We start from the raw sequence: 14324 nt of genomic DNA, 5'->3' as shown, positions 1-14324 counted from the left end.
TAATCCTCGGCTTGTTTTTTGCCCGCCAAGACCTTCAGTGGATAGGGTGTTATGTCCGGAAAAGCGCAACAGCAGTCTCGTATCAAAGAGTTGATCCTATTGGGTCGTGAGCAGGGCTACCTGACTTACGCGGAGGTCAACGACCACCTGCCGGAGGATATTTCAGATCCGGAACAGGTGGAAGACATCATCCGCATGATCAACGACATGGGGATCAACGTATTCGAGGTTGCTCCAGATAAGGATGCCCTTATGCTGGCCGACGCCGATACCGACGAGGCGGCCGCTGAAGAAGCGGCCGCAGCGTTGGCAGCGGTCGAGACCGACATTGGTCGCACCACCGACCCCGTGCGCATGTACATGCGTGAAATGGGTACGGTAGAGCTCCTCACGCGTGAAGGCGAAATCGAAATCGCCAAGCGTATTGAAGAAGGCATCCGTGAAGTGATGGGCGCAATCGCGCACTTCCCTGGCACGGTTGACCATATTCTCTCCGAGTACACCCGCGTCACCACCGAAGGTGGCCGCCTGTCCGACGTCCTGAGCGGCTATATCGATCCGGACGACGGCATTGCGCCGCCTGCCGCCGAAGTGCCGCCGCCGATCGATGCGAAAGCCGTCAAGGCCGACGACGACACCGATGACGACGAGGCCGAAGCGAGCGACGACGAGGAAGAAGCCGAAAGCGGTCCGGATCCGGTCATCGCAGCACAGCGTTTCGGCGCTGTGGCCGACCAGATGGAAATCACCCGCAAGGCGCTGAAAAAGCACGGCCGCAACAACAAGCAGGCGATTGCCGAGCTGTTGGCACTGGCCGAGCTGTTCATGCCGATCAAGCTGGTACCGAAGCAATTCGAAGGCCTGGTCGAGCGTGTTCGCAGTGCCCTGGATCGCTTGCGCCAACAAGAGCGCGCGATCATGCAGCTTTGCGTGCGTGATGCCCGCATGCCGCGCGCCGATTTCCTGCGCCAGTTCCCCGGCAACGAAGTCGACGAAAGCTGGACCGATGCACTGGCCAAGGGCAAGAGCAAATACGCCGAAGCCATTGCCCGCCTGCAACCGGACATCATTCGTTGCCAGCAGAAGCTCAGTGCGCTGGAGGCCGAGACCGGCCTGAGCATCGCCGAGATCAAGGACATCAACCGTCGCATGTCGATCGGCGAGGCCAAGGCCCGTCGCGCGAAGAAAGAGATGGTCGAAGCGAACTTGCGTCTGGTGATCTCCATCGCCAAGAAGTACACCAACCGTGGCCTGCAATTCCTCGACCTGATCCAGGAAGGCAACATCGGCCTGATGAAGGCGGTGGACAAGTTCGAATACCGTCGCGGCTACAAGTTCTCGACTTATGCCACCTGGTGGATCCGTCAGGCGATCACTCGCTCGATCGCCGACCAGGCCCGCACCATCCGTATCCCGGTGCACATGATCGAGACGATCAACAAGCTCAACCGCATTTCCCGGCAGATGCTGCAGGAAATGGGTCGCGAACCGACGCCGGAAGAGCTGGGCGAACGCATGGAAATGCCTGAGGACAAGATCCGCAAGGTATTGAAGATCGCCAAAGAGCCGATCTCCATGGAAACCCCGATCGGCGATGACGAAGACTCCCATCTGGGTGACTTCATCGAAGACTCCACCATGCAGTCTCCGATCGATGTCGCCACTGTCGAGAGTCTCAAGGAAGCGACTCGCGAAGTACTCTCCGGCCTCACTGCCCGTGAAGCCAAGGTACTGCGCATGCGCTTCGGCATCGACATGAATACCGACCATACCCTTGAGGAAGTCGGTAAGCAGTTCGATGTAACCCGTGAGCGGATTCGTCAGATCGAAGCCAAGGCGTTGCGCAAACTGCGCCACCCGACGCGAAGCGAGCATCTGCGCTCCTTCCTCGACGAGTGACCTTCAAAACCCCCGGCCCTGCCGGGGGTTTTGTTATGCAAAGATAAAATCCCCTTCGTTACGCTCCTCACCACCCTGTTGCCCGTCTACACTCGAATCATCCTCCCCAAGCCATGACGAGACAGTGATGCCCAGACTGACGGCCGCGCTTTTGCTGTCATTGATGACCTGGACCGCAACAGCTGGCGCGTTGACGCTCACCGACGAGGAGCTCCGCTGGCTCAAGGACCACCCCGACCTGCGCCTGGGCGTTGACGCCTCATGGCCGCCGTTTGAGTTTCGTGACGACCAGGGCCGCTATCAGGGCCTGGCTGCCGACTACGTTGAGATCATTCGTGAACGGCTGGCCATCAAGCTCACCCCCATCGAGCCGGCCAGCTGGACCGCCGTGCTGGAGCAGGTCGCTCAGGGCAAGATCGACCTCTTGCCGGGCATCATGTCCACGCCGGAACGCCAGAATTACCTGGCGTTTACCCGGCCTTACCTGGATTTCCCCATTGTCATCCTGGCCCATCGCGGTGGCGCCCAGCCTCACAACCTCAAGGAGCTGTACGGGCTGAAAATCGCCGTGGTGGAGAACTATGCCCCCCATGAATTGCTGCGCAACCACCATCCCGACCTGAACCTCGTGGCGCTGCCCAATGTCAGTTCAGCCCTGCAAGCGCTGGCAACCGACGAAGTGGATGCGGTGGTGGGCGATCTGGCATCCAGTGTCTGGAGCCTGCGCCAACTCAAGCTCGAAGGCCTTTATGTCAGCGGGGAAACGCCTTATCGCTATCAGCTGGCAATGGCCGTCCCTCGAGACAACAAGGTATTGGTGGGCATCCTGGACAAAGTCCTGGCAGACATGAGTCCGGCCGAAGTTGCCGAGATCCAGCAGAAGTGGGTCGGCAATGTGCATGATTACCGTCAGCTCTGGTCAGACCTGCTAATTTACGGCCTGCCTGCGTTGCTGCTCCTGGTCGGCATACTGGCGGTGGTGATTCGCATCAACCGCCGACTCAGTTCGGAAATCGCCCGGCGGGTCGAGCTGGAACAGGAACTGCGCAGCAGCGAATACCATTACCGTGGACTGGTGGAGAGCCTGTCGGCCATTGCCTGGGAAGCCAGGGTCAGCGATTTTACCTACAGCTACGTATCGCCCCACGCCGAAGACCTGTTGGGTTATCCCCTCTCCCATTGGCTGGTCCCAGGCTTCTGGCGCAACATCATTCATCCGGCCGACCTGATCCGTGCCCAGACCTACTGCAACCATGAAGTGCTGGCCGGTCGCGACCACTGCATCGATTACCGGGTTCTCACCGCTGATGGCCGCTGCCTGTGGGTGCGCGACATCGTCAGTCTGATCGAGCACGGTCACGAACCGCTGATGCGCGGGCTGATGATCGATATCAGTGAAGCCAAGCGCACCGAGGAAGCACTGCGCCTTTCGGAGCAGAAATTTGCCTCTGTTTTCCGCCAGTGCCCGGACATTCTGGTGATCGCACGGCTATTGGACGGTTGCCTGCTAGAGGTCAACAAGGCCTTCGAAGAGCAGGTCGGCCTCAGTGCCGCCGAGGTGGTGGGACGAAACGCAACCGAACTGAATATCTGGGGCATCCAAGGCGTGGGGCCGGCCCTGTTGCAGCGCTTGCAGGCCGGCAGCATCCGCAACCTGGAAATGCCCTTCCGTCGCAGCAATGGCCAAGTGTTCACCGGGCTGATTTCCGCCGAGCCCTTCGATCTCGACACGACGCCAGCCCTGGTCGTGGTGGTGCGGGACATCAGCCAGCTCAAGGAAACCCAGCAGCAATTGCAGACCTCCGAAGAGAAATTCGCCAAGGCGTTCCACGCCTCGCCCGATGGCCTGCTGCTGTCCCGACAAAGCGACGGCCTGCTGATCGAAGTCAACGAAGGTTTCAGCCGCATTACCGGCTTCAACAGCGTCCTGTCGGTGGACCGCTCCACCTTGGACCTGGGTATTTGGGTCAACCTCAACGAACGAAAGCAGATGCTCGACCTGCTTAAGCGGGACGGCTTCGTGAAGGACTTCAGTTGCCATATCCGTCGCAACGACGGGCAGATCCGGCTCTGCGAAGTCTCCAGTCGCCCGCTGCCCATCGGCAACGAAGACTGCATGCTGACCATCGCCCGGGACATCACCGAACGCCACCTGATGCAGGAGAAACTGCAACAGGCCGCTACCGTGTTCGAAAGCACTGCCGAAGGCGTGCTGATCACCGATACGCAACAACACATCAGCGCCGTGAACCGAGCCTTCACCGAAATCACCGGCTACAGCGAAACCGAAGCCCTGGGCCATACACCTCGATTATTGGCCTCCGGCCTGCACGACAGCGCGTTTTACGCGGCGATGTGGCACCAGTTGACAGCCGAAGGGCACTGGCAGGGAGAGATCTCCAACCGGCGCAAGAACGGCGAACTGTACCCCAGTTGGCTAACCATCAGCGCGGTGCGCAATCGGGACCGACAGATCACCCATTTCGTCGCGGTCTTCGCCGATATCTCCAGCCTCAAACACGCCCAGGCCCGGCTCGACTACCAAGCCCACCACGACCCGTTGACGGGCCTGCCGAATCGCACGTTGTTCGAAAGCCGCTTGCTGACGGCCCTCAACAGCCAGCAGGAAAACGGCGGCCAGGGGGCGGTGCTGTTCCTGGACCTGGACCGCTTCAAACACATCAATGACAGCCTTGGGCACCCAGTCGGCGACCTGCTGCTCAAAGGCATCGCCGTGCGTTTGCGCGAGCAGTTGCGCGACATCGACACCGTGGCACGCCTGGGCGGCGACGAGTTCATCATCCTGCTGCCTGGCTTGCAGCAACCCAGCGATGCCGAGCACATCGCCCAAAAACTGTTGAACTGCTTTGCCGCGCCGTTCCAGGCCGGCGAGCACGAGTTCTTCATCAGCGCCAGCATCGGCACCAGCCTCTACCCGCAGGACGGCTGCGACGTCGCCACGCTGGTCAAGAACGCTGACGCGGCGATGTACCGCTCCAAAGCGAAGGGCCGCAACCGGGTAGAGAAATACACCTGTGACCTCACCGCCCAGGCCAGCGAGCGCGTGGCCTTGGAACACGAGCTGCGACGAGCGATTGAACGCAACGAATTGTCATTGTCCTTCCAACCAAAAATCAGCCTCGTCGACAATCAACTGGTGGGTGCCGAAGCATTGATCCGCTGGACGCACCCCACGTTTGGCGACGTGCCGCCGGAACACTTCATCCCCCTGGCGGAAGAAAACGGCATGATCCTGCAAATCGGCGATTGGGTGCTGGAGCGCGCCTGCCGGCAATTGTCTGAATGGAACGACGCCTACGACAGCCTCGGCCCCCTTTCGGTCAATCTGGCCGGGGCCCAGCTGCGCCAACCCAACCTACTGGGGCGTATCGAACAACTGCTGCGCGAGCACCAGCTCGAACCCGGCTTATTGCAACTGGAAATTACCGAAAACTTCATCATGAGCCAGGCCGAAGAGGCCCTGACGGTGCTGCACCAGCTGAAAAAGCTCGGCGTGCAATTGGCCATCGACGACTTCGGCACCGGCTATTCCTCCCTGAGTTACCTCAAGCGCCTGCCACTGGACATCCTCAAGATCGACCAATCCTTCGTCCGCGGCCTGCCCGACGACCCCCACGACGCGGCCATCGTGCGAGCAATCATCGCCCTGGGCCGCAGCATGCAATTCACCGTGATCGCCGAGGGCGTCGAAACCCTGGCCCAGCAGCAATTCCTGACCGAAGAAGGTTGCGAACAGATCCAGGGCTACATCGTCAGCCTGCCGCTGTGTGCCGACGAGTTTGCCGCAACGTTTCTTCGTATGACCGTATCGGATTTTTCGGATAGCACAGCCGAGAAACCATCGCTATAATCCGCGGCCTACTGAGGGCCCATAGCTCAGTTGGTTAGAGCAGAGGACTCATAATCCTTTGGTCCACGGTTCGAGTCCGTGTGGGCCCACCATCTTGAAAGCCGCGCATTGCGCGGCTTTCGTATTTTCTCCCTGAGAAAAAGTGGCACTTCGACCCGCGGCCGTGTCCACAAAGCGTCCACCCCCAAGCGCTCATCGATTCAGACGATGCGTATATTTACGGGAGATCCATCCCGTTATCCCGCCCTCATTCACAACTGAGACATGAAGCCAATCTCGATTGCTATCGTCTAAGACCTCCAACAAATCGCTATCTTGGAGGGATAGCGCAATAAGCTCCGACTTCATTCCAGGTTCATTACGAAGCCTTACACCCTCCCCCTTTACGATGCGATAACGTGCGAACTCCACCGCTGGCAAGGCGGCTTCGCACATAGCCGCTCTCACCACTTTTCCATAGCTGCTGGCAGTCATCGTCGGCATAGCTTTCGGTACGATAAAGCAGAGTTCGCTTCTGACCGCGTTCTGCGTATCAAGATAGTTCATCACAAATAGCATGAGCCCCAAGAGCCAGACTAAATACTCACGCGCAGAGCTAGAAAGGCCATGAGCATCAGCGTTCTGCTGAATTTTCTGAGAGATTTCTTGCTCGGCCTTTTCCTGAATCTCTGGGGTTACATCAAAATTAGCGATCGTCTGTAGCTGCTGACTATCTGCGTTTGCTAAGGCAGCAGGCATTGCCCGAGTCATCTGTTCGATTCGGCTATCGAATAGCTTCGAACGCCCCACGAGCGATGACAGCTTTGCAAGGTTTACATTTGACAACCTAGACGCGGAAGGCCAACCGTTAAGCGCGAGATCCAGCAGCCGCGCGTACTCCTCAATACCTGCAGGCCCGGCCATGTCTTCGAGAATTCGGAAGTCCTGATCACTCCATGTAGCCAGCGCACCGCTTCTGACAGCCGTCCTTATCCACTTTTGGTTTGCCATCGCAAAGGCTGCAACGGCCCCTACTCCCGGAACTATTTGGCTAAGGAGATTCATTTTTCGCTGATCAGATTTCCGTTCAGACATATCGCTATCCTACCTTCGGCAAACTGGCCGCCTTCAAATGAGCCAGAGGGTTAAGACTTACCACCTCTGCCATGTGACCAGGGCTGAAATGAGCATACTTCTGAGTCATGGCCAGGGTCGCGTGACCGAGCACCTTTTGAAGCGCGATGATGTCGCCGCCATTCATCATGTAGTGGTTGGCGAAGGTATGACGCAAAACGTGGGTCAACTGCCCAGCAGGTAGATCCAGCTTTGCAACTTCGATAGCCCGCCGAAATATGTCCTATCAAGGCTTGAACGGCAGCGTCTTCAACAGACGCTGCTCCAACTCCTTGGAGATTTGCACAGTACGATTCTTACTCGACTTCGTTTTGTTGTACTGGATGCGCTGCTGGCGAACCTGGCGCGGTTGTCAGCCCTCTGCCTCGCCCCAGCGGGCCCCCGTAGACAAACACACCTCGGCGATCAACAGCGTGTCACTGTCCAGGGCTTGCACGCACTCCAGGAAAGGGTCGATCTGTTCAAGAAGCAGATACGCCATCTCAGTTTCATCAAACCGGAGTCCGCGGACATTGCCCAGCGAGTTATCCCCAGCCCACTCCTCTAATCGCTTCAGTGAATCGCCCCGGATTCTCTAGACACCTTGCGGCGGGATTCCGCGATTGCAGTTTGATTGCACGCCCTTAACTCTCAGCGCAATGCAGAAGTTGTCGACGGAGCTTTACACGGTCACAGCATACCCCGGCCAGTGCCTCGTGCCGAGGCGCCTCGGCCTAACGTCTCCAAAACCGACGCGCTCGATGTGTTGTTACCGGGGAGTTGGCTCGCTGGCGATGAGACCCGTGCAGACGTCAAATTCCCTGGGGCCTCACATCAAAGACCGTTTGCATCTTAGTCACCGCTTGTAGAAAATCATCGTCGTTTTGCATGAATGGATACGCGCATGAAGTTCGATAAGACCACGCAGTACAGGTCCGCGGAAGGGATCGTCTTCAATCTGTCTCGAATCACCCTCATGGAAAGCGACCGAGGTCGCCTGCGCGAGCTGCACTTTGGCGAAGCGAAACGCGCCCATTACCAAGTCAACAGCATGGTCGTCGATATGTACGACCGAATGCAGGCTCGAAACCTGCCATGCCTGCTGACAGTCTGCATTTCCAATCCCCTCACCCGGCAGCAGGCCGATGCTATCAATACTATGCGCGGCAGCGTCGCCAAGGGAATTGCTGCGGCCTCAGGTGGCGTTGCCGGGAGGGTAGGTGCGTTGGGCGGGCCGCTCATTGGCTGGGCTTCAGGTGCAGCCGTGACGACAGGTGTCAACTGGTACCTCAAAGGGGCCTTGCCGAACCTGCATGCAGGTGACGTGCTGGTCAGCATCGAGGGAGAGGTCCATGGCGGGATTGGCCCACAGCGCTCTGTCGTGACGCTGGTCATCAAGGTCTGAGGAACTGCACATGCCCTACATCATGCAAACTGTCGTCCTTCTGGTGCTGGGCGCGATCCTCGTTCAGTTTCTGAAACCATACCCGCTGCGCAAGTGGCTGGGTTTGGCGCTGCTGGCAACGGGCTTGGTCAGCATCTTCAAGGTTGGTGAGCAGCAGGTGCTGGGCTTTGACCTGGAGCTGCTAGCACTGCTGGCCGTGCCACTGGGCGTGGTGCTTTTCCTGACGCGGCGGCGGTTCACGGAGGGGGACTGAAGCCCTGGCACGATTTCTCGGTGCCGTCTCTGACCCAAAATCATATGGGACAACAGTCGATCAACAGCGCGTTGATCGATGCCACATTGACCAGCCTCGCCAACTCTGCAGGCGCGGCCTAATTCTGATCCTAGACAGCACGGATCTAACGCACATGAAAGGTCACCGCAATCGCCAACCTTTAAAGTCAGACTATACGCATGCCTTAGACCAAGCCGCGTTTTGCTTCTTGATCTGTGAATGGAACGTGGTTCTGGAGCTGCGAGAGAATTAGCCCGGGGGCACTACAGAAGATCGTGGGAGAAGATTTCACTGCGGGGCGAATTGCGAAACTCAAAGTCCGCAAAATCAGTACAACCACGGTACAGTACTCAGCTTGAGCAACCTTCTCAAAATTACGCTCAAAACCAGTAACTACGGGCCCTCCAGCTATGCCAACCTACGTTCACCTTCGAACGATTTCTCTAGGCATAGCAACTCGCCCAGCAACTCATAATCCTTTGGTCCACGGTTCAAGTCCGTGTGAGCCCACCATATTGAAAGCCGCGCATTGCGCGGCTTCGTCGTTTTTGAGACTGTGGACTTTGCGCACTAGGTGAAGGTTTTCATAAACGGCTCTGCAAACAGGTAGTCCCCAACGAGCCCTCCACTGTCGCCTTCAGGCGTTGCAACCCACAGCACAAACACTGCGCCCCCCAAGTCCCTTGAAGGCAGCGACCCGATTGAACATCGACACACGCATCAAATTCCGTCATCTGGTGTGTTTTCTCGAAGTGGCGCGCCAGGGCAGCCTGGCCCGTGCGGCAGACAAACTGGCGATCAGCCAACCGGCGCTTTCCAAGACGTTGAAGGAGTTGGAAACGTTGCTGGCCGCCGTGCTGTTCGAACGAAGCAAGAAGGGGGCGACGCTGACGGAAGCCGGCGCAGCTTTTCTGCGATATGCGGGGCCGAGCGTGCAAGCGCTGCGCGAGGGGGTCAATAGCCTGCGCGCAGGTGTCCATGAGCCCGTTGCCATTAGCGTTGGCGTGCTGTCCACGGTTGAAAGCCTGTTGGTCCCAGAGGTTGTCTGTCGATTGCATGCTCGTCATCCGGCCTTGGTAATCAGCGTGGTGACCGGCCCCAGTGCGCATTTGCTATCGCAACTGCGCGTCGGTGAACTGGACCTGGTGGTTGGCCGAATGACCGATAGCCCATTGATTCACGGGCTGGCATTCGAACACCTCTACAGCGAGTCCATGACCCTGGTGGTGTGCAACGACCATCCTGTGCTCGCGAATCCACAGGGGCATAAGAATCTCGAGGACTATCCCTGGGTACTCCCCTTGGCGGGGACGACCATCCGTAAATTCGCCGACGCCCTGTTTGTTCAGCACGGCATTACCCCATCACGCCAACGCCTGGAAACCCTATCGGTCGCGTTGAGTCGGCGCTACGTACAATGCAGCCAGGCCATCTGGGTGGCGCCTTTCGACGCGGTCCGGCAGGACTTGAAACAAGGCGTTTTGGTGGAGCTGGAATTAGGGGCACGCGAACCTGGCGGTTCCGTGGGGCTGTGCACAAATCCCGCGTTGCCGGTGACACCCCAGGCACAGTGGTGCATGGAGGCACTTCGCGAAGTCGGGCAGGAATACCTCGAAGGAAAATACCCATAACCATTTGGATATGGATCAAGTCGGTTTTTTCAATTTTGGGTTGGGCCGGGCAAGAGGAAACTGGGCTACCAGTTGCTGCCAACGCAGCGCTTGCCTTTGCCGAACCATAACAACAGGAAAAATCGACATGTCTGATGCGCATGACAGCCGCTTCGTCATTCGTGACCGAAATTGGCACCCCAAAGCCCTGACACCTGACTACAAGACTTCGATCCTGCGTTCACCGCGCCAGGCCCTGGTGAGTATTCCCCAGTCCCTGTCGGAAACCAGCGGGCCGGATTTTTCCCATCTGAAAATGGGCCAGCACGATAACGATCTGCTGCTCAATTTCAATCACGGCGGCTTGCCCATCGGCGAACGCATCATCGTCGCGGGCCGGGTCTGTGACCAATTCGGCAAACCGATTCCCCATACGTTGGTGGAAATGTGGCAAGCCAATGCAGGGGGGCGTTACCGGCATAAGAAAGACAGTTATCTGGCGCCGCTCGATCCCAATTTCGGCGGGGTCGGCCGCGCACTGACTGACCGTGACGGCAACTACAGTTTCCGCACGGTCAAACCTGGCCCCTACCCATGGCGCAACGGTCCCAATGACTGGCGGCCAGCCCACATTCACGTCTCCATCAGTGGCCCGTCCATTTCTACGCGTTTGATTACTCAGCTGTATTTCGAAGGTGATCCGCTCATTCCCATGTGCCCGATCGTCAAGACGATCGCGAATCAGGAGGCGGTGCAGAGCTTGATCGCCAAGCTTGATATGAGCATGGCCAATCCTATGGATTGCCTGGCTTATCGCTTTGATATCGTTTTGCGCGGACAGCGCAAGACCCACTTCGAAAACCGCTGAGGAGGCATGCGCATGTCCGTTCAACTTCTGCCTGAAACCCCTTCGCAAACTGCCGGCCCTTATGTGCATATCGGCTTGGCGCTGGAGGCGGCTGGTAATCCGCCGCGAGCACAGGAAATCTGGAATGAAATGGCCAAGCCTGGCGCGCCAGGTGAGCACATCGTACTGATGGGCCACGTTTATGACGGCAACGGCCATTTGATTCGTGATGGGTTCCTGGAGTTCTGGCAGGCGAATCCCCAAGGCGTCTACGACACCGAATACGCTCTGGAAAAGCCCTTCAACTGTTTTGGCCGTACTGCCACCGCCGACGATGGCGCGTGGATCATCAAGACCGTAAAACCCGGCACCGTGAAAAACGCCGCAGGCTTTCCCATGGCCCCGCATATCAACGTTTCCCTGTTTGCTCGCGGGATCAACATTCACTTGCAGACCCGCCTGTACTTCGACGACGAATCCGAGGCGAACGCCGCGGACCCCATCCTGGGTCTGATCGAGCAGCCGCCACGTCGCCAATCCCTGATTGCCAAGCGCTCCACGCTCGATGGCAAGTTGGTTTATCGGTTCGACATTCATGTGCAAGGTGAATCAGAAACGGTGTTCTTCGATTTTTAATCGCCACTTGCACAGCACCGGGGGTGTGAGCACTCGGATTGTTTAGACGCCCTCCCTAAAACCAGCCCCATCAGGGTCTGGTTTTTTGTCGAATTCAGCTTTAAAGGCTGATGGTTTTTTGATCGCCATAGCAACTCCGGCAACCCATCGCTCCCCGCCCTTGTCCCTGTACTCACCGGCAGTAATACTCTGTGACGTTCACCCTTCCCACACCTAAGACCGTTCAGCCTCCTCAGCGAGACACCCATCATCGCCAGCCCCAGCCTCTCTCGACTGTTTCTAGACCTGTTCTGGCAACTCAACATCCTGCTGGTGCCGGCCTTTTTCGTAACATTGCTACCACCTGCGCTGGCTTTATCGGTGGTGCTGTTCTTCGGCCTGCTGATGGGAGTTGCCGCGCGTCTGGGCTGGCTATCGATCGGCCGAGGCTGTGCCCGGCTGATGATCGGCGCCGTGTTCGGCCTGGGCTTCAGCCTGGGCAGGGCCCTGCCCGAGTGGTGGGGAATTCTGGTGGCAATTGTCAGCATCATCGGTGGGCTCGCGGGCGTCAGTGCATGGGAGCGGCGCCTGGGCTTGGTGTTGGTTAGCCTCAAAGGAGCCAGTGCCTGGGGAGGAAACGAACCGCAACTGACGCCTGAAGGCGAGCCGATCCGGGTGTTCAATCACGGTGAGATCGCCATGGGCGGCCCGACTTATTGCGACTATCTGTTCCCCGACGGTGTGCTCCTGCAAGGCTTGGGCTCTTCGGCCGTGTTCTCCAGCGACGGGCGCTATTTCGCGGCGCCGGTACCGTCCCGGCAGGCATGGGGATTGGTGGTGCTCGACCGTCAGCAACGCCAGTTGTACCGCTGCGCCGACAGTGGGCTTTGGGAGTTGGACGCTTTTGACCTCGACGTCTTGCGCGGCCGCCACAGCCCCTTGGTGGACGACAGTGTTCGCGAAACCCGGCTCGATGAGCTGTTAAAAACGGCCAGCGTTTCCAGTCTGGTGCCTGTCGCCGATCTCTGGCTGGAACCCGACTGGCATCCGGAGAATGTCCTACACACGTTCGAACGACGTTCCGCTGATGGCCTGCAATGCCTGCAAGGCAACATTTCATTGCCTTCGACGTTCCGTGATCTGGCCCAGCCATTGGAACCGCTGCGTTCACCGCGCTACACCGTCAGCGTCAACGGGCAACCGTCTGGCCTGCTGATGGCGGCCGATGCGCCGCTGGTATGGAGCAGCGATCAACGCGCGCTGGTGTGTCTGGCCCAGGCGCGGGATTCTCAAGAGGGCGACCAGTATTGGTTGTGGCAGCTCGACAAAGGCTGGCGCGCCTTGCCGTTGCCGTGGGTGAAGAGTGTTACTGAACCGTCTTTCTATTGGCATGAGTTGCTGAGCCTCGACGCGCACCATGTGCATATCGGCGCGTACCTCGACTATCCCCGACCAGGCTCTGGCCGTTATGGCTACCGCCTGGACAGCATCCATAGCGACACCGAAACCCAGGCCGGTCATGACGCCCAGGGTCGGGTAAAGGTCGCTGAGTTCACACTGACCCGCACGGCCATTGTGATGCCGTTGGACAGCCGGGGCCTGCGCGGTGACTCATACATCGAGACGCAGCCGATGCTGGGTGGCGCATGCGCTCAGTTGATCTGGCTTAGCGACAATCGCGAGGGGCTTGGCGGTTATCGCTGCCAGATTGGTGATTGGCACTTGCCAGGCAGTTGGCTGCTGGATCATCGCGTCTCTGACTGCGGGCGTTACCTGGCGCTGCTGCCCTTTGCAGACTCGACGACAGTGACCACCCATGCGGTCATTGCAGATGTGAAGGATCGACGCCTGCTGGAAGGCCCCGCCATGTGGGTGGAACGAATACTCGATTTTCGGGATGGCCGGCTGAGCCTGGCGGTTGTGGCCGGTCGTCTTGACCAAGACCTGGACAGCAGCGCGCTGCAACGCTTCAACATCCCCGCGCCGCCGATCGGCAGCGACCCTTCGTTCTTTCATCCCCGCGAGCAATCCCGGCTGTTCTACAACACCGTGGACCTGCAGGTAACAAACTCACAACTGCACCGCGTTGCCCCCTGGCGCCTGGTGGATCGACCGCAAGTGGCCAACGCCGACGGTGACTTCATCCAGCCCGCCCGCGACCATCAGGATGCCGCCTGGCTGTTCGGCAGCGAAACGGAATATGCCGACAGTTGGGTGCGCGCGCAGACGCCCCGGCTCGCAGGCCATCTGCTGACAGCCTCAGGCTGCGCGTTGGTCGACCTGGCACCGTCGATGATCTGGTCGACGGATAGCCGCTACCTGGCCCTGACCTGTATGGCAACCGATGTGACGGAACAGTGTGGCAGTTATCGAGGCTGGCAATTGCTGCTCCTGGATGTCCAGGCGCACTCGTTGCGGGTGCATCCGCAGTGGCTGGGCAGCCGGCCGCTGTTTGAACGCTTCGACGCCGAGCAGCTGCATGTCCGGTGCTTCGAGCGCGATTGGGAAGCGCAAGACGATGACGACCCAGGCTCAGTACAGTCGTTCTCACTGGATCTCTTGTTGCAGCTGCCCACCGAACAGCTGGTTTGCCAGGACGGTTTCTGGTTCAGGGCTTCACAGGTGCATCTGGCCCCCGCCTGGCGCGCACTGACTTTGCCTGCCATTGGCTATTTCGCACGTGAGAGCCTGTAACATGCTCGCCATCGAAT

Annotated in this window: 11 protein-coding genes and 1 tRNA gene; 9 read left to right on the top strand and 3 right to left on the bottom strand. The window is 58.7% G+C overall.

What is annotated here, in order from left to right; translation table 11 throughout:
• Positions 1–51 precede the first annotated feature (51 nt).
• The 3 genes from rpoD to AC09SL_RS21135 all read left to right on the top strand — a co-directional run bounded on the left by rpoD (position 52) and on the right by AC09SL_RS21135 (position 5862).
• Positions 52–1899, top strand: coding sequence for an RNA polymerase sigma factor RpoD (rpoD, locus tag AC09SL_RS21145; protein WP_058542855.1), 1848 nt, complete (start codon positions 52–54; stop codon positions 1897–1899).
• A gap of 127 nt (positions 1900–2026) precedes the next feature.
• Positions 2027–5770, top strand: a complete 3744-nt coding sequence (locus tag AC09SL_RS21140) for an EAL domain-containing protein (protein WP_058542856.1) — start codon at positions 2027–2029, stop codon at positions 5768–5770.
• Between the two features lie 15 nt (positions 5771–5785).
• A tRNA-Ile gene (locus AC09SL_RS21135) sits at positions 5786–5862 on the top strand.
• Between the two features lie 100 nt (positions 5863–5962).
• Here the strand turns inward: AC09SL_RS21135 and AC09SL_RS21130 are convergent.
• The 3 genes from AC09SL_RS21130 to AC09SL_RS21120 all read right to left on the bottom strand — a co-directional run bounded on the left by AC09SL_RS21130 (position 5963) and on the right by AC09SL_RS21120 (position 7364).
• Positions 5963–6844, bottom strand: coding sequence for an SH3 domain-containing protein (locus AC09SL_RS21130; RefSeq protein WP_058542857.1), 882 nt, complete (start codon positions 6842–6844; stop codon positions 5963–5965).
• Positions 6845–6848: 4 nt separating this feature from the next.
• Complete coding sequence (locus AC09SL_RS21125; RefSeq protein WP_269203541.1) at positions 6849–7103, bottom strand: tyrosine-type recombinase/integrase; 255 nt, start codon at positions 7101–7103, stop codon at positions 6849–6851.
• 132 nt (positions 7104–7235) lie between these two features.
• Positions 7236–7364 (bottom strand): hypothetical protein, encoded by a 129-nt coding sequence (locus AC09SL_RS21120; RefSeq protein ID WP_269203539.1) that lies wholly within the window; start codon positions 7362–7364, stop codon positions 7236–7238.
• Between the two features lie 402 nt (positions 7365–7766).
• On the opposite strand from AC09SL_RS21120, the gene AC09SL_RS21115 reads away from it, so the two are divergent.
• The 6 genes from AC09SL_RS21115 to AC09SL_RS21090 all read left to right on the top strand — a co-directional run bounded on the left by AC09SL_RS21115 (position 7767) and on the right by AC09SL_RS21090 (position 14307).
• Positions 7767–8267 carry a hypothetical protein gene (locus AC09SL_RS21115; RefSeq protein ID WP_058542859.1) on the top strand — a complete coding sequence of 167 codons (501 nt, stop codon included), beginning with the start codon at positions 7767–7769 and terminating at the stop codon, positions 8265–8267.
• Between the two features lie 10 nt (positions 8268–8277).
• Entirely contained in the window at positions 8278–8520 is a 243-nt protein-coding gene (locus AC09SL_RS21110) for a hypothetical protein (RefSeq protein ID WP_054594326.1), read from the top strand.
• Positions 8521–9242: 722 nt separating this feature from the next.
• Positions 9243–10172, top strand: a complete 930-nt coding sequence (gene pcaQ, locus AC09SL_RS21105; protein WP_058542860.1) for a pca operon transcription factor PcaQ — start codon at positions 9243–9245, stop codon at positions 10170–10172.
• A gap of 127 nt (positions 10173–10299) precedes the next feature.
• A complete protein-coding gene (gene pcaH, locus AC09SL_RS21100; RefSeq protein ID WP_046064546.1) occupies positions 10300–11019 on the top strand; it encodes a protocatechuate 3,4-dioxygenase subunit beta in 720 nt (239 codons plus the stop codon).
• Between the two features lie 12 nt (positions 11020–11031).
• Positions 11032–11634 carry a protocatechuate 3,4-dioxygenase subunit alpha gene (gene pcaG, locus AC09SL_RS21095; protein WP_058542861.1) on the top strand — a complete coding sequence of 201 codons (603 nt, stop codon included), beginning with the start codon at positions 11032–11034 and terminating at the stop codon, positions 11632–11634.
• A 360-nt stretch (positions 11635–11994) separates the two neighbouring features.
• Positions 11995–14307 carry a hypothetical protein gene (locus tag AC09SL_RS21090; RefSeq protein WP_479571958.1) on the top strand — a complete coding sequence of 771 codons (2313 nt, stop codon included), beginning with the start codon at positions 11995–11997 and terminating at the stop codon, positions 14305–14307.
• Positions 14308–14324 lie beyond the last annotated feature (17 nt).

This window comes from Pseudomonas sp. PF05, assembly GCF_056521845.1.
This window is presented reverse-complemented; position numbering and strand designations above follow the sequence as displayed.